This window comes from Streptomyces sp. 184, from assembly GCF_045781775.1.
Classification (GTDB): domain Bacteria; phylum Actinomycetota; class Actinomycetes; order Streptomycetales; family Streptomycetaceae; genus Streptomyces.
This window is the reverse complement of sequence record NZ_CP123230.1, coordinates 7,205,135-7,221,383: the sequence shown is the minus strand read 5'-3', so window position 1 is coordinate 7,221,383 and position 16,249 is coordinate 7,205,135. Positions and strand designations below refer to the sequence as shown.

The following is a 16,249-nucleotide window of genomic DNA, read 5'->3' as shown; positions in this document are numbered from 1 at the left end:
CGGGTGCAGCGCGGCCCGGGCTGCCCGTCCTGGTGGGCGCAGTCCCACCCTCAGCCGCCCCAGCACCGGTCGAACGCAGCCAGTGACCGCGAAGTGGCCCTGGCGTCGAACGAGACCAACTGGTCAGCATCTGGAGCCATGCGTGCAGTTGTCTTCGATATGGACGGGACGCTCGTGGACAGCGTCCCCACGGTGTCCCGGGCCTACGCCGAAGCGATTCGATCGCTAGGCGGCCCGCCGGTCACGCCGGATGAGGTGGTGGCCGGCTGGCACGTCGGCCACACGGAACTGGTTCTGGCACACTTTCTCGGCCGCGCATGCGGCCCCGCCGAGGTGGAATGCTTCCACGCGCACCTGGACCCGGCGATCGCCGAGCTGCGCCCTTTCCCCGGCATCCCGGCCCTCCTCGACGACCTCACCGACGCGGGACTGCGGCTCGGCGTGTTCACCGCGGCCACGCGGCGAGTGGCGACGAGCATGCTCGCCGCCGCCGGGATCGACATGCGGTTCGAGGCGGTCGTCGCCGGCGATGAGGTAGACCGCCCCAAGCCTGCACCGGACGGGCTGTTGCTGGCACAGCGGCTGGACCCAGACCTGGTTCGGCTACGACGGTCTCGGCCGCGTCATCAAGGAGCAGCAGATCTCCGGCAACGGAGCCGACCACCCCCACCGGATCCTCGCCACCACGACCACCAGCTACCACGGCGACCGCACCACCGTCATCCCGCCGCAAGGCGGCACCGCCACCACCACGCTGACCGACGCCCGCGGCCAGACCACCGAACTGCGCCAGCACCACGCCCGCGCGGCCGAGGCCGCCTACGACACCACCCGCTACGCCTACACCCCCCGAGGCGAGCTGGCCACGTTCACCGACCCCGCCGGCAACGAATGGTCCTACAGCTACGACCAGCTCGGCCGGCAGACCACGACGAACGACCCCGACAAGGGCACCACCACCTCCACGTACGACGACCGCGGCCAGCTCACCACGACCACCGACGCCCGCGGGGTGAAACTCGCCCACATCTACGACGGTCTCGGCCGCAAGACCGAGCTGCGTAACGACTCACCGACGGGAACCCTGCGGTCCCAGTGGGTCTACGACACCATCGCCGGCGCCAAGGGACAGCTCGCCACCTCCACCCGCTACGAAGACGGCGCCGCCTACACCTCCCGGGTCACCGCCTACGACCACCTTTACCGGCCGTACAGAACCGCCGTCACCATCCCTGCCAAGGAAGGAGCCCTGGCAGGCACCTACCAGGCCGGCACCTCCTACCACCCCAACGGCCTCGTCCAGGGGGAAAGCTACTCCGCGGCCGGGTCACTGCCCGGCGGCGGCATGACTTTCGCGTACGACGACATCCTCCGGCCCACCAAGGCGTACGGGACCTGGGGCAGCTCGTCCATCACCGCCTACCGCAACACCGGTCAGCCGATGCAGTACGACCTGGCCGCCAGCGACGGCAGCCGGCGCGCCAGGATCACCAACACCTACGAGTGGGGCACCCAGCGCCTGAAGAACTCCCGCGTGGACCGGGAGAACGTCCCCGGTGTCGAGAAGTACGCCACCTACGCCTACGACGAGACCGGCAACATCACCTCGGTCTCGGACGTCAACCGCACCGGCACCGACAACCAGTGCTTCACCTACGACTACCTGCGCCGCATGACCGAAGCCTGGACCGAAGCCGACGAGAACTGCGAGACGGCACCGTCCCCGGGCATCGTGGGCGGCCCGGCGGCGTACTGGCAGTCCTTCACCTACGACAAGGCCGGCAACCGCACCACCCACACCGACCACACCGCACCCGGCGGCGCAGCCCAGGACACCGAGTACACCTACAGCTACCCCACCCCCGGCCAGCCGCAGCCCCACACCCTCACCGACGTGACCAGCACCGGCCCGTCGGGCACCAGCACCGACAGCTACACCTACGACGAAGCCGGCAACACGAAAACCCGCACCCTGGCCGGAAACACCCAGAACCTGACCTGGGACGCAGAGGGCCACCTGGCCTCGCTCTCCGAACCGGACGGTACCGGCGGCACGAAGAGCACCTCATACCTCTACGACGCCGACGGCAACCGCCTCATCGGCCGCACCCCCACCGAGACCACCCTCTACCTCGGCCACACCGAGGTCACCCTCCCCAAGGGCGCCACGAAGGCCCAGGCCACCCGCTATTACGAACTCGGCGACGGCCACCAAGCCGTCCAAGAAGACGACGGCAGCGTCTGGTTCACCATCGCCGACCACCACGGCACGGGCCAACTCGCCATCAACGCGGCGAATACGGACCTGCAACGCCGCCGGGAACTGCCCTTCGGCAACCCCCGCGGCCAGGAACCCGCCGACTGGCCCGGCAGCAAGGGCTTCGTCGGCGGCACCAACGACACCACCACCGGCCTGACCCACCTCGGCGCACGCGAATACGACCCGACAACCGGCAGATTCATCTCCGTCGACCCACTGATGGACCTCACCGACCCCCAGCAGTGGCACGGATACGCCTACGCCAACAACAACCCGATCACCCACGCCGACCCCACCGGCCTCTTCTGGAAAGGCATCATCGACCTCATCCAGGAGACGGTAGAACGCGCCGTCCAGCACAGGAACTCCAGCCGAAGCGGCGGTGGAGGCGGAAGCGGCGGAGGAGGCGGCACGCCCGCAGCCCAGGCAACCTTCACAGCCGCCCCGGCGTCGTGCGGGGGCGCCGACTGCATATCTCGAGCACTACCCGATTTCGGCCATTTCTTGGAGGAGCCACTAAGCGAGTTGTCCGACATGATCGAGCCGGATATTGGAGCTATAAAGCAATGTGCTAAAGATCTTGGGTTCAGCATGGCTTGCTTGGGTGCTGCCCTGGAGACTCCATGGACCAAGAGCTTCAAGGGCGTACTCAAATTCGGCAAGCAGATAACCGACAAGATTCGGGACGCGAAAAAGGCCAGGAAGGCCGACGAAGCGGACCCCAAAGCAGGCTCCAAGTCTCCTTCATGTGAAAGCAACATCTTTACCGCCGGCACACCGGTTCTGATGGCCGACGGCACCACGAAACCCATCGAAGACGTAAAGGTCGGAGACAAGGTACTCGCCACCGACCCGAAACCGGCGAGACCAGCATCGAAACCGTCACAGCAGAGATCATCGGCACCGGCTCCAAGAACCTGGTCGAGATCACCATCGACCTCGACGGAAAACAGGGGAAGAAAACCGCCACCGTCACCGCCACCGACGGCCACCCCTTCTGGGTACCCGAACTCGGCGAATGGATCGACGCCACCGACCTTGAGAACGGCCAGTGGCTGTGGACCAGCGCCGACACCCACATCCAGATCACAGCCATCAACCGCTGGACCACCCAGACCACCGTCTACAATCTGACCGTCAGCGACAAGCACACGTACTATGTGCTGGCGGGCGAGACGCCGGTCCTGGTGCACAATTCGAATGGCCTGTGTGGAACTGCGGCGCTGGAAAACGGCGACTGGCAGCACATCGTGGACCGTCACAGGCCTGGAGGTGCACTGGTGGACGATGCCGCTGGGATCTTCACCGGTAAGGCAAAGCACGTTCGCCAGCGAATAGCCGACACTATCAACCGGGGAACGCCGAAGCCCAATACGCCGGATCCTGTTACAGGCGAGGCGCGGCCTGGTCAAATCTACGAGTGGGATTTCGGAACCCCTGTCGGGAGGGCGGGCCCGGCGAATGGTGGAGGCGAGCTAACCGGTGTCCGCGTAATCGTTAACGACGGAAAAGTCGTGACGGCGTTTCCGTACTAAGTGAGTAGCAAGTGAGGAAAAGCGTGATTCAACTCTCCTTCTACCTCCCGGAGTCGGGTTCAGCCTGGACCAAGACCTGGGACGCTGCCAAGCAGGGCGATCCGGTCGCGATCAGCGAAATGGACCTCCGCTATAAGTGCTTCGGGGTGAATTTCGAACTGATGGTTGGCGACGTTGAGATCGTCTCAAAGAAGAGATTTGTGACTCTCGTCGATCTGGCCTTGTCTCTCTCTAGTGCGGTGAAGCGGATCTCGTCAGGTGAAGATGCCGCATTCGGTTTCACTGAAAGCGAAGAGGTGATTCATCTGCGTCAAGATGGCGATCTGGTTGCGGTGAGTTCATCGAAGCATCCAATGCACGGAGCCGTGGGACGTGAAGAGCTCGTGGGTGAAGTTCTTCGATTCCTTCGGGAAGCGCATTCGCGGTTGGTTGCAGAGATTCCTGAATTGTCGGAAAACCCAGTTATCCAGCGAATCTCGTCGGAGTAGGTAACCTGCCTTCGAAGGCGATAGGGATTGAAATGTAGAGGCCCCGCTGGAGTTTTCCAGCGGGGCCTCTACGGGCGTTTGACGGCAACGGTGACGGCAACGTCAGCGGACGACGGGTGGGAAGTCGGGGCCGTCGCTGCCAGGGCTGAGAGCTTCGCCGAGGCTGTCGATGGCTTGGCGCTGGAGGCGGAGTCGGACGTGGGCGTAGACGCCGGCCGTCACGCCGATGTGGGCGTGGCCGAGCAACTCCTTGATCACGAGAGGTCGATGCCCTGCTCCAGGAGGAGGGTGGCGGTCGAGTGCCGGAGGTCATGGAAGCGGATCACTCGAAGGCCGGCGCGTTCGAGGAGGTGGCGGAAGCGGCGTGTGAGGTTGGTGGGATCGAAGGGCCTGCCGACCGGGGTGGTGAAGACGAGACCGTTGTCCGCCCATCGTGATCCCGCAGCCTGACGATCTTCCTGCTGCCTCTCCTGGTGGATCTTGAGAGAGTTGATGCAGTCGGTGGGCAGTGCGATACGGCGTTCAGAGGCGCGGGTCTTGGTGTGCAGGATGGTCAGGCCGCCGGTGTGAGTGCGCTGGAGGGAGCGGTGGATGGCGGCGGTTCCCGCGTCGAGGTCGAGGTCTTCCCAGTGCAGGCCGAGGAGTTCGCCCTTGCGGAGGCCGGTGCGCAGGGCGAGTTCGTACAGCGCGTGAAGCCGGTCGCCGCTGGCGGCCTGGAGGAACTGCCGGGCCTCGCTCGCGGTGAAGGGCTTGAAGCGCCGGGGGCGGGGCGCGGGGGTCTTGATGTTTCGGGCGACGTTGCGGGGCAGGTCGTCTTCGCGGACGGCGTGCTCAAGTGCGGACTTGAGGACCGAGTGGACGTAGGTCACGGTCAGTGGCGAGAGCCTCTTGTCGCAGCATTGGCCGATGGCGCAGCAGGAGTGCCGGGCGGTGCCCCGTCCATGTACGCAGCACTGGCAGGCGACGCGGAGGTGGTCGAGGAAGGTGCGGACGTCGCGGGCGGTGAGCCGGGCGAGCTTCTTCGCGCCGAGGCCGGGGATGAGGTGGAGACGGATGCAGGCGGCGTAGCGGGTGTGGGTGTTCTCCCGGACCTGGTGGACGGCGATGCTGTTCAGCCAGTACGTCAGGTAGTCGCTCACGGTGCAGTCGGATACTGCGACGGGCAGCCCGAGGTTGCTCGCGGCGATCTTCTTGGTGAGCATGCCCAGGGCTTCCTTCCATGGACCTCACCGACTCCCTGCCAGGCACGGCCGTCCGCGAAGTCAAGGAAGAGAGCGGCCTCGACGTCGAGATCACCGGCCTGGTCGGCACCTACACCGACCCGAAACACATCATCGCCTACACCGACGGCGAGGTCCGCCGCCAGTTCAACGTCTGCTTCACCGCCCGCATCACCGGCGGCCGGCTGGCAATCTCCGACGAGTCCACCGAACTCCGGTTCGTACCGCCGGAAGAGATCGAGGAGTTGCCGATGCACCACACCCAACGACTCAGGCTCCAGCACTTCCTGGAACAGCGCGAGAAGCCGTACCTGGGCTGAACCGTCTGACGGCAGTAGCGACGGCAACAACCCCGGACAACCACGGACACCCACGCACTTCACCGGACCAGCAAACTGCGCTTGACCTGCATAAAAGCAGGTAGATGGAGCCACGCGGCACACGTACTATGTGCTGGCGGGGGCCACGCCGGTCCTCGTTCACAACAACAACTGCAATCTCTTTAATGGGGATGGGTGGCAACACGTGCTGGACGAGCACGTAGATGGAGGTCCAGGCGTGACACCGGGAAACACAACTTTCTCCAATTATGCGGATCTGGATGAAATTGGAGAGTTGATCGAGGATACTGCAAAAACGCCAGGACGGCGAAATACCCCCGATGCAGCCGGGCGCCCTCGCGACGGAACAATTCACACACGCGATTTCGGCTACCCTGTTGGATCCCGAGGTGAAGCTAGCGTCGAGGTTATCCTCAATCCAGACGGATCTCTACGTACCGCCTATCCTAGGTGATGGAAATGGAACAATTTTCTCTGCATTGGAAGATGGTGCGGACCGGCTCGGCCGACCTCGTTCTATGCTTTCCGCGAGAGACTATCGAAGTGCACACCACATACGTTGGAGATGGTCTCCGTTCTGTAATACAAGCGGCCGTCGACCTCCGACTGGGGTCAAGCTCGGCAACAGCCTTCCTTCCTGCCGAGCCCGCGGGTACCTTTCTGTTCCTTACGGGAGCAGACGAAGAGGCGTACTTGCAGGTCGTCCAATTCGCGGACATGGAATCAGAGTCTCGCCGCTGGAGCGGTGGCAGTCTGCGATGGCGCGGGCGGGTTGACGTCCGAGAATTTGTTCGCAGCGTCGTGGTCATGGCTGACGATGTGCTCGTTCGTTGTGGCAGCACTGCCGAATATTCAAAGGCTTGGGGTGGAATCGCCTTCCCGATTCGTGAACTGGAAACTCTCCGGCAAGGCTAGTGATCCTTGTACGCTCAGCAGCTAGATCTTAGAAGGGTCTGTGAGTGGGTGTTCTGAGAAAGTTCGGCATGCATTCGAGAGTGCGGTAGCGCTGCCCAGCTTCTAGATGTCGTGAGCGCAAATCTGAAGGCCCAACAGGTAGTGCCTGTTGGGCCTTCAGCAGATCTTGACGGCAGTAGTCGACGGCGACGTCAGCGGACGGGCGCGGCGCAACGGGGTGGCTCGTCGCCGTTGCCGGGTCGGGTGACGGACTCGGCGGGGCTGCGGAGGGAGTGACCGCTCTCGCAGGGTTCGAACCTGCGATCAGGAGCGGGTCGGTGCCCTCTGGGTGCGTATGCGCCTGGCCTGGGCTTTGTCGCGTACCTCAAGGGTGGGGCATTGCCTCGGGGCGTCATCCGTATGCGCCGTAGGCAGTGAGGCTTCCCTGCGCAGAGCCGTGCCGGGCTGCGGGTTCATGCGTCGCAGGTTGGTGCCCCCGGCAGGATTCGAACCTGCGACACCCGCTTTAGGAGAGCGGTGCTCTATCCCCTGAGCTACGGAGGCGGGGCGGGCCCGAAGGGTTGGGCCACCCGCGTCAGTGTAGCGGGTGGTGGGGTGGGGGCGGTTGCGGTGGGGAGGGGGGTGTGCGGGCTTCGGGTGGCGGTCCCGAGTGTGGCGGGTCGGAGGGTCCTTCGCCTGCCGGGGTGCGGGGCGCGTGCGTGCTGCGACGTGGTGTCTTTTCCGGGGTGGGTTGAACGCGTACGGTCAAGTTGTAGACCGCAACGAACCGGAGGACTCCTGCATGCGCCCACGCCGTGCCCTGCTCGTCCCCCTCTCCGCCGCGCTCGCCGCCCTGCTCGCCCTCCCCCTCACCGCCCACGCCGCCGCATCCCAGCCCACCCAGCGGATCGACATCGACGTGCTCTCCGGCCGCGCCGACTCCGTCACCGGCGGCGACGCGCTGCTCCGCGTCGAGGCTCCCGACCCGGGCGCCGTCCGGGTCCGGCTCAACGGCCGTGACGTCACCCCGCTCTTCGCCCCCGACGGACCCGGCGCCCCCCGCGCCGTCTCCGGCCTGGTCGGCGGCGTACGCGACGGGCGCAACACCGTCACCGCCTCCGCCCCCGGCCACCGCACCGCCCGGCTCACGCTCACCGGCCACCCCGCGCAGGGCCCCGTCTTCTCCGGTCCGCACCAGCAGCCGTTCGTCTGCGAGACCGACACCTTCCGGCTGCCCGTCGTCGGCGGCACCCTCGGCGCCCCGCTCGACGCCGACTGCTCCGTGCGGACCCGCGTCGACTACTTCTACCGGAACACCGCCGGCGTCTACACCGACTGGCCCGCCGGCGCCACCGCCTACCCGGCCGACCTCTCCCGGACCACCACCTCCACCGGCCGCACCGTCCCGTTCATCGTGCGCATGGAGACCGGCACCGCCAACCGCGGCATCTACCAGTCCACGATCCTCCACGACCCCCTCGCCGAGCCCGCCCCCGATCCCCGCACCCGCCCCGCCGGCTGGAACGGCCGCGCCGTCTACACCCTCGGCGGCGGCTGCATCGGCGGCTGGTACCGGCAGGGCAACACCACCGGCGGCGTCACCGACCCCTTCATGCTCGGCCGGGGGTACGCCGTCATGTCGTCGTCCCTCAACGTCTTCGGCGCCAACTGCCACGACCTCACCGCCGCCGAGACCGCCATGACCGTCAAGGAGCGCTTCACCGAGGCGTACGGGCCCGTCGACCACACCATCGGCTTCGGCTGCTCCGGCGGTTCGTACCAGGCGTACCAGATCGTCGACAACTACCCGGGCATCCTCGACGGCATCCTGCCCGCCTGCTCCTTCCCCGACGTCGGCTTCGCGATGACGAACCGCGTCACCGACACCCGCCTGCTCACCGAGTACTTCGCCGGGGACACCGGCCTGGCCTGGACCGAGGAGCAGAAGCGCGCCGTCACCGGCTTCGCCTCGTACGCCGTCGCCACCGGCACCCAGGGCGACGCCGCGCGCATCGACCCGCGCGGCAACTGCGGCGTGCTGCCCGAGGAACTGCGCTACGACCCCGAGACCAACCCCCGCGGCGCGCGCTGCGACCTCTACGACCACGCGATCAACGTCTACGGCCCCGACCCCCGCACCGGCTTCGCCCGCCGCCCGCTCGACAACGTCGGCGTGCAGTACGGCCTCGGCGCCCTCGCCGTCGGGACGATCGACAAGCGGCAGTTCCTGGAGCTCAACGAGCGGATCGGCGGCTACGACCACGACGCCCGCATCGTCGACGCCCGCACCACCGCCGACCCGGCCGCCACCCGCATCGCGTACCGCACCGGGCGGCTCACCAACGGCGGCGGCGGCCTCGCGGACGTGCCGATCATCGAGTACCGCGCCTACGTGGACGACGCCCCCCCGCGGCGACACCCACCTGCGCTACTACTCCCTGTCCATGCGCGAGCGGCTGGTGAAGGCCAACGGCACCGCCGCCAACATGGTCAGCCTGCTGGAGGACAACCGCTACGGCGGCCAGAGCACCGCCAGCCCGCTCGTCCGGCACTCCCTCACGATGATGGACCGCTGGCTCACCGACCTCGCCGCCGACACCTCCGCCGCCCCGCGCATCGACAAGATCACGGCAGCCCGGCCCGCGGACCTGCGCGAGGGCTGCCTGACCCGCGACGCCGAGCCCCGCTTCGTCGCCGAGGCGCTGGACCGCGACCCGGACAGCACCTGCGAGCGGCTCTACCCGTCGCACTCCTTCCCGCGCGAGGTCGCGGGCGAGGACATCGCCACGGACGTGATCAAGTGCCGTACGCAGCCGCCGCGGCGGCACGCGTACGCGAGCGAGTACGGCGTGACGTGGACCGACGCCGAGTGGCGGCGGCTGCGGGACGTCTTCGACCGGGGCGTCTGCGACTACTCCCGGGCGGGGGTGGGGCAGCAGGGCCTGGCCGGGACCTGGCTCTCCTTCTGACCTCCGCCTCCGCCTCCGCCCTATGCTTCCGGCCTTCGCCTGCGGCCTCCGCCCGGGTCTTCTTCTGAGGGTTTGAGCAGTTGGACGGGCAGAAGGTTCAGACCGCTCTCATCCGCTTCTCAGGGAGCCTCGATAACCTGCCTACATGACTGGATTGGCACCTGAAGGGTGGTATCCCGACCCGGACCGCAGCGACGCCGAGTCGCCGAGGGAGCGGAGGTGGGACGGTGAACGCTGGACGGACGAGGTCAGGCCCGCTGCTGTCGCCGCAGATGTCCCTGCGCAGACCCCCGAAGGGGCCACCGGAGCCGACGGGTCCGCCGGCGGGGCCAAGGGTCCGGACGGGCCCGCGGTCCCCGCGGCGCCCCCGGTCCCCGGGGCGCCCCCGCAGGACGCTCCGCCCGGCGGCATGCACGGGGCGCCCACGGAGGTCATATCCGGCGGCGCCGTAGGACCGCTCGGTGCCGAGGGTCCGGACGGCAGGAAGCGCTGGGCCGGGCGGCGACCGCTCGCGCTCGGCATCGCCATCGGTGTGGCCGCCGCGGCCCTCGTCGGCGGCGGCATAGCCGGCGGGTACGCGCTGTGGGGCGACGACGACGACGGCGACCGGGCAGGCGGGGGCGGGCCGGTGGTCTACGGACCGGACGGCGAGCGCCGTTCCCCCGGCCCCAGCGAGGGGCCCGACGGGGGCTCCGGCGGGGGCTCGGGCGGCGGGCCCGGCGAGTCGCCCCGGCCGCAGGACCCCGAGGACGGCGAGCAGGACCCCGGCAACCCCGACGGCGGCCAGCCGCCGATGGAGGTCCCCACCGAGGACGGCTTCGCCACCGACCTGGCCAGCGGCATCAAGATCCCGGTGCCGGACGGCTGGAAGGGGCAGTCCGGGCAGATCGGCGCCTCGGTGTCGGTGGGCGAGTACAAGTGCCCGACGTCGCCGAAGGACACCTGCGTACGCGGCGGGGTGAACTCCGCGCCCGCCCTCGCCCTCGGCATCGACGCGACCAGCCCGAAGAGCATCGCCGAGAAGGACATCGAGCCCAACGCGGAGGCGTCCTACGGCGACGAGGCGTACGGCGGCATCACCTCGCACGACGAGGTGGAGTCCGGCGAGGTCGAGGTCGCCGGCGAGAAGGGCTACCTGGTGCGCTGGAAGGTCGTGACGAAGGAGGGCGACGACGGCTACGTGCAGTCGCTCGCGTTCCCGTCCCCGGCCAACCCGGACACCCTCGTCCTCCTACGCGCCGGGTTCGACATCGGCGACAAGGCGCCGGCGCTGGACGAGCTGGAGGAGATCACCGAGGGCATCGAGGAGTCCGAGGGCGGCGCGGGCCTGCCCGGCGGGGGCGGCCAGCCGGCGAGCTTCGCCCGGCGGTGACCCGCGGCGGTCACCCGAACCGCGGTCGGGCCGCGGCGGTTGACCCGCCGCGGCCGACCCTGTCACGGTCGGGATACCGCGGCTCGGACGCCGCGACCGGGACCACGGCGGACACCTCCGGACCGCCGTGCGGCGCGCCCGGGGTCGTGCACGCACGACCCCGGGCACCGTCCGCGCCGGCGGCGCCGACGGGCCGTCCGCGCCGGCTTCATACGGCCCGGGCACCCTTCCACGAGCGCGCCCCCGCCGCACGTCCTACGAGCGCGCCCCCGCCGCGCCGCAACGCCGGGCCCGCGTCCCCGGCGCCCCGCCACCGGCCCCGCGCCCCGTCCCGCGCCGTCCCTTGGCCTCCCGCCGCCGGCCCCGCCGCCGCCCCCCTCACCCCTCGTACAGCCCTTCGATCTCCGCCCCGTACGCCCCCGCCACCGCGTGCCGCTTCACCTTCAGCGACGGCGTCAGCATCCCGTTCTCCTCCGTGAACTCCCCGGCCACGATCGCGAACCGGCGGATCGACTCCGCCCGCGACACCGCCTCGTTCGCGTAGTCCACCGCCCGCTGCACCTCCGCCCGCAGCTCCGGGTCGTCCCGCAGCTCCGCGACCGGGGTGTCCCGGGGCCGCTTGCGCACCGCCAGCCAGTGCTCCACCGCCGCCGGCTCCAGCGTCACCAGCGCCGCCACGTACGGCCGCTTGTCGCCGACGACCAGCACCTGCCCCACCGGCGGCCGGCTGCGCAGCCGGTCCTCCAGCACCGCGGGCGAGACGTTCTTGCCGCCGGTGGTGATGAGGATGTCCTTCTTCCGCCCGGTGATCGTGAGGTAGCCGTCGTCGTCCAGCGCGCCGAGGTCGCCGGTCGCGAACCAGTCGTCGGCCAGCACCTCCCCGGTCGCCGCCGCGTTCCGCCAGTACTCGCCGAAGACGATGCCGCCCTTGATCAGCACCTCCCCGTCGTCCGCGATCCGTATTGCCGTCCCCGGCAGCGGCCGGCCCACGGTGCCGGGGCGGGGGCGCAGCGGCGGGGTGATGGTGGCGGCGGCGGTGGTCTCGGTGAGGCCGTAGCCCTCGTAGATGACGATGCCCGCGGCGTAGAAGAAGAGGTTGAGGTTGCGGTCGAGCGGGGAGCCGCCGCTGATGGCGTAGTTGAGCTTTCCGCCCAGCTCCTTGCGGATGCGACGGTAGACCAGTAGCTCGTACAGGCCCCACGCCAGGGAGAGTCCGAGGCCGGGGCCCTTGCCGGCGCCGAGGAACCTGTTCAGGTGCGCCTCGCCGAAGCGCACCCCGATGCGGTCCGCGCGGTCGAAGGACGAGCCGCGGCCGAGCTTCTCGGCCATCTCCCGGCCGGTGTCGTGGATCTTCTCGAAGAGGTACGGGACGCCGACGAGGAACGTCGGCTTGAAGACCTTGAACTCCGGGCGCAGCTCGTCGGGTTTGATCGAGGGCCAGTGGCCGACCTCGATGCGCGCGGACAGGCAGGCGATCTGGATCGTACGGCCGAGGATGTGGGCCAGCGGCAGGAAGAGGAGCGTGGACGCGGTCCGCCCGGTGACCTCTTTGAAGATGGGGTGCAGCAGCTCGACGCTGTTGGCGGCCTCGGCGTGCAGGTTGCCGTGGGTGAGGACGCAGCCCTTGGGGCGGCCGGTGGTGCCGGAGGTGTAGCAGAGGGTGGCGATGGTGCCGGGGGTGAGGGCGGCGCGGCGCGCGGCCACCTCGCCGTCCGGTACGTCCCGGCCGAGCGCCTTCAGCTCGTCGAGCCCGCCCGCGTCGAGCTGCCAGACGCGCGTCTGGCCGGCGGCGGCGGTGCGTACGGTCTGCTCGTTGGCGGCGGTCTCGGCGACGAGGAAGCGGGTGCCGGAGTCGCGCAGGATCCACTCGACCTGGTCGGCCGAGGAGGTCGGGTACACGGGTACGGACTGGCCGCCGGCGGCCCAGACGGCGAAGTCCAGCACGCACCACTCGTAGCGCGTACGGGACATGATCGCGACCCGGCCGCCGGGTTCGAGCCCGGCGGCGACGAGGCCCTTGGCCACCGCCGTGACCTCGTCGGCGAACGCGCCGGCGGTGACCGGGACCCAACGCCCGCCGGTCTTGCGGCGGATGACGGCCGCGCCGGGGTCCTCGGCGGCGTTGGTGTACGGGATGTCGGCGATGGCGCTGCCGCGGGCGGGGGGCGGCGCGGCGAGCCGCGGGACGGCGGCCTGGCGGACGACGCCGTCCTCGGTGGTCACGTCGACGGGGGCGCGCTCGGCGAGGTCCGAGCGCTTCTGCGCGGTCCTGAGATCCTTTCGTACGCCCACTTTCGCTCCTTCTGGTAGCGGAGGTTCAGGCTTCGAGCAGGGCCGTGACGCCCTGGCCGCCGGCGGCGCAGACGGAGATCAGGCCGCGTACGGGCGCGGTGGCGCCGTCCGTACGCGCCGCCGCCCGCTCGTGCAGCAGCTTCGCCAGCGTCGCGACGATCCGGCCGCCGGTGGCGGCGAAGGGGTGCCCGGTGGCGAGCGAGGAGCCGGCGACGTTCAGCCGGTCCCGGTCGACGGCGCCGAGCGGTCCGTCCTGGCCCAGGCGCTCCTTGCAGAACGTGGGGTCCTCCCACGCGGCGAGGGTCGCGAGCACCTGGGAGGCGAACGCCTCGTGGATCTCGTACAGGTCGAGGTCCGCCAGCTCCAGCCCGGCGTCGGCCAGCAGCCGCGGCACGACGTACGCGGGCGCCATCAGCAGCCCGTCCGGGCCGTCGACGAAGTCGACCGCGCCGGTGCGCGCGTGCGTGAGGTACGCCAGCACGGGCAGCCCGCGCGCGGCGGCCCACTCCTCGCTCGCCAGCAGCACGGTGGCCGCGCCGTCGGTCAGCGGGGTGGAGTTGCCGGCGGTCATGGTGGCGTCGGGGTCCGCGGCGCCGAACACCGGCCCCAGCCGGGCCAGTTTCTCGGGGGTGGAGTCGGGGCGCATGTTCTGGTCGCGGTCCAGCCCCCGGAAGGGTGTGAGCAGGTCGGCGAAGAAGCCCGCGTCGTACGCCGCGGCGAGCCGGCGGTGGCTGGTGGCGGCCAGCTCGTCCTGCGCGGCGCGCGGCACCCGCCACTCGCGGGCGGTGCGGGCGGCGTGCTCGCCCATGGAAAGCCCGGTGCGCGGCTCGGCGTTGCGCGGGATGTCGGGGACGACGTGCCGCGGGCGGAGCCCGGCGAGGGCGGCGACGCGCCGGCCGAGGGTCTTCTGCCGCCGGGCGTGGAGCAGCACGCGGCGCAGGTCGTCGTGGAGGCCGAGGGGCGCGTCGCTCGCGGTGTCGACGCCGCCGGCGACGCCGGCGTCGATCTGGCCGAGGGCGATCTTGTTGGCGACGAGGATCACGGCCTCCAGGCCGGTGCCGCACGCCTGCTGGACGTCGTACGCAGGGGTGCGGTGGTCGAGCCTGCTGCCGAGCACGACCTCGCGGGCGAGGTTGAAGTCGCGGCTGTGCTTGAGCACGGCGCCGGCGACGAACTCGTCGAGCAGGGCGCCGCCGAGGCCGTACCGCTCGACCAGGCCGTCGAGGGCGGCGGAGAGCATCTCCTGGTTGGCCGCGGTGGCGTACGCGCCGTCCGCGCGGGCGAAGGGGATCCGGTTGCCGCCGACGATCGCGACGCGGCGCGCGCCCGCCCGGCCGCCACCGCCACCGCCGCCACTGGCACCGCCGCTGCCATCGCCGCCGCTGCCATCGCCACCGCGCCCGCCCGGCTTCGCTGGTGTCGTCATCGCTGCGCTCCATCCCCGGCTTCCCCGCGGCTTCTTGTGCTGCGGGGGGCTCAGTTCCTAGGCTTCCTTACTCCGGAGTAAACTTACTCAGGCGTAGGGAGAAATCCAATGGCCGATCGCTACCAGAAATTCACGAGCCGCGGCCCCGGGGCCTTCGTCGCCAGGCGGCTCGGCCTCCCGCGGCCCGCGCCGCTGGAGCGCTACCGGCCCGGGCAGCCCGCGGTGCGCGGGCCCGTCGTGCTCGGCGGCGCGGCGGGCGGCCGGATGCACAAGACCCTGCGGGAGCTGCTGGACGCGGCGGGCGCACAGGTGGTGGCCGAGGCGCCCGGACGTACCGGGGCGCTCGTCTTCGACGCCACCGGCATCCACTCCTCCGCCGGACTGCGCGCGCTCCACGACTTCTTCCACCCCCGGATACGCGAACTCGCCCCCTGCGGGCGCGTCGTGGTCACCGGCACGCCGCCGGAGGACACCGCCGCCCCCGGGGAGGCGGCGGCGCAGCAGGCGCTGGAGGGGTTCGTCAGATCGCTGGGCAAGGAGCTGCGGAACGGGGCGACGGCGCACCTGCTGCTGGTCGCGCCGGGCGCCGAGGGCGGGGCGGAGTCGACGCTGCGCTTCGCGCTGTCGGCGCGCTCGGCGTACGTCTCGGGGCAGGCGCTACGGGTCACGGGCACGGCGCCGGTGCCCGCGACGGCGGACTGGCAGCGGCCGCTGGCCGGGAGGACGGCGCTGGTCACGGGCGCGTCGCGGGGGATCGGCGCGGTGGTCGCCGAGACGCTGCACCGCGACGGGGCGCGGGTGGTCTGCCTGGACGTCCCCGCGCAGAGCGCGGAGTTGGCGCGCGTGGCGGCCCGGGTCGCCGGCGGGGCGCTGGAGCTGAACATCACCGCCCCGGACGCCGGGGACCGGCTCGCCGCGTACCTGGACGAGCACCACGGCGGCGTCGACGTCGTCGTGCACAACGCGGGCATCACCCGCGACAAGACGCTCGGGCGGATGGGCGCCGACCAGTGGGCGGCGGTCCTCGACGTCAACCTCACCGCCGTCGAGACCCTCACCGCCCGCCTCCTCGGCGACGGCCTGCTGCGCGCGGACGGCCGCGTCGTGTGCACCTCCTCGATCAGCGGCATCGCGGGCAACGTCGGCCAGACCAACTACGCCGCCGGCAAGGCGGGTCTCATCGGCTACGTCCGGGCCGCGGCCCCCGCGGCGGCCGAGCGCGGCGTGACGGTCAACGCGGTCGCACCCGGCTTCATCGAGACGCAGATGACCGCGGCGGTCCCGCTGGTCGTCCGGGAGGCGGGCCGCCGCATGAACAGCCTGAAGCAGGGCGGCCTGCCGGTGGACGTGGCGGAGGCGGTGGCGTACTTCGCGGCGCCCGGGAGCGGCGCGGTGACCGGACAGGTGCTGCGGGTGTGCGGCCAGTCGCTGCTGGGGGCGTGAGGTGGAGAC

General features: G+C 70.2%; 8 protein-coding genes, 1 tRNA gene and 5 pseudogenes. 10 read left to right on the top strand and 4 right to left on the bottom strand.

From position 1 onward, the window contains the following. Nucleotides 1-138: 138 nt before the first annotated feature. From QBL21_RS30665 to QBL21_RS30650, 4 genes and pseudogenes are all read left to right on the top strand, one after another. The gene (locus tag QBL21_RS30665; RefSeq protein WP_407565477.1) at nt 139-1,065 is read left to right on the top strand and encodes an HAD family hydrolase; all 927 of its coding nucleotides are present in this window, start codon (nt 139-141) and stop codon (nt 1,063-1,065) included. 280 nt (nt 1,066-1,345) lie between these two features. Continuing rightward, nucleotides 1,346-3,076: pseudogene (locus QBL21_RS30660) on the top strand (RHS repeat domain-containing protein); the annotation flags it as partial. A 56-nt stretch (nt 3,077-3,132) separates the two neighbouring features. Beyond that, nucleotides 3,133-3,795: a polymorphic toxin-type HINT domain-containing protein gene (locus QBL21_RS30655; RefSeq protein ID WP_407566618.1), complete on the top strand. Its 663-nt coding sequence runs from the start codon at nt 3,133-3,135 to the stop codon at nt 3,793-3,795. Nucleotides 3,796-3,818: 23 nt separating this feature from the next. Next, nucleotides 3,819-4,283 carry a hypothetical protein gene (locus QBL21_RS30650; RefSeq protein ID WP_407565476.1) on the top strand — a complete coding sequence of 155 codons (465 nt, stop codon included), beginning with the start codon at nt 3,819-3,821 and terminating at the stop codon, nt 4,281-4,283. 102 nt (nt 4,284-4,385) lie between these two features. Here the strand turns inward: QBL21_RS30650 and QBL21_RS30645 are convergent. Then, a pseudogene (locus tag QBL21_RS30645) lies at nt 4,386-5,500 on the bottom strand (tyrosine-type recombinase/integrase); the annotation flags it as partial. Here QBL21_RS30645 and QBL21_RS30640 point away from each other — a divergent pair. Then, nucleotides 5,482-5,823, top strand: a pseudogene (locus QBL21_RS30640) (NUDIX hydrolase); the annotation flags it as partial. The pseudogenes QBL21_RS30645 and QBL21_RS30640 sit on opposite strands and share 19 nt — an antisense overlap. Before the next feature lie 1,403 nt (nt 5,824-7,226). On the opposite strand, the gene QBL21_RS30635 reads toward QBL21_RS30640, so the two are convergent. Continuing rightward, nucleotides 7,227-7,302 (bottom strand) — tRNA-Arg (locus tag QBL21_RS30635). Nucleotides 7,303-7,540: 238 nt separating this feature from the next. On the opposite strand from QBL21_RS30635, the pseudogene QBL21_RS30630 reads away from it, so the two are divergent. The 4 genes and pseudogenes from QBL21_RS30630 to QBL21_RS30615 all read left to right on the top strand — a co-directional run. Further along, a pseudogene (locus QBL21_RS30630) lies at nt 7,541-9,097 on the top strand (DUF6351 family protein); the annotation flags it as partial. Between the two features lie 85 nt (nt 9,098-9,182). Next, nucleotides 9,183-9,707: a DUF6351 family protein gene (locus tag QBL21_RS30625; protein WP_407566617.1), complete on the top strand. Its 525-nt coding sequence runs from the start codon at nt 9,183-9,185 to the stop codon at nt 9,705-9,707. A gap of 145 nt (nt 9,708-9,852) precedes the next feature. Next, a pseudogene (locus QBL21_RS30620) lies at nt 9,853-9,966 on the top strand (DUF2510 domain-containing protein); the annotation flags it as partial. Nucleotides 9,967-10,116: 150 nt separating this feature from the next. Next, nucleotides 10,117-11,079, top strand: coding sequence for a hypothetical protein (locus tag QBL21_RS30615; protein WP_407566616.1), 963 nt, complete (start codon nt 10,117-10,119; stop codon nt 11,077-11,079). 378 nt (nt 11,080-11,457) lie between these two features. On the opposite strand, the gene QBL21_RS30610 is transcribed toward QBL21_RS30615, so the two are convergent. Further along, on the bottom strand, nt 11,458-13,371 hold the full coding sequence (locus tag QBL21_RS30610; RefSeq protein ID WP_407565475.1) for an AMP-dependent synthetase/ligase: 1,914 nt from the start codon (nt 13,369-13,371) through the stop codon (nt 11,458-11,460). A gap of 25 nt (nt 13,372-13,396) precedes the next feature. Next, nucleotides 13,397-14,797 (bottom strand): acetyl-CoA C-acetyltransferase, encoded by a 1,401-nt coding sequence (locus QBL21_RS30605; RefSeq protein WP_407565474.1) that lies wholly within the window; start codon nt 14,795-14,797, stop codon nt 13,397-13,399. A 108-nt stretch (nt 14,798-14,905) separates the two neighbouring features. On the opposite strand from QBL21_RS30605, the gene QBL21_RS30600 reads away from it, so the two are divergent. Next, nucleotides 14,906-16,240: a 3-oxoacyl-ACP reductase gene (locus QBL21_RS30600; RefSeq protein ID WP_407565473.1), complete on the top strand. Its 1,335-nt coding sequence runs from the start codon at nt 14,906-14,908 to the stop codon at nt 16,238-16,240. Nucleotides 16,241-16,249 lie beyond the last annotated feature (9 nt).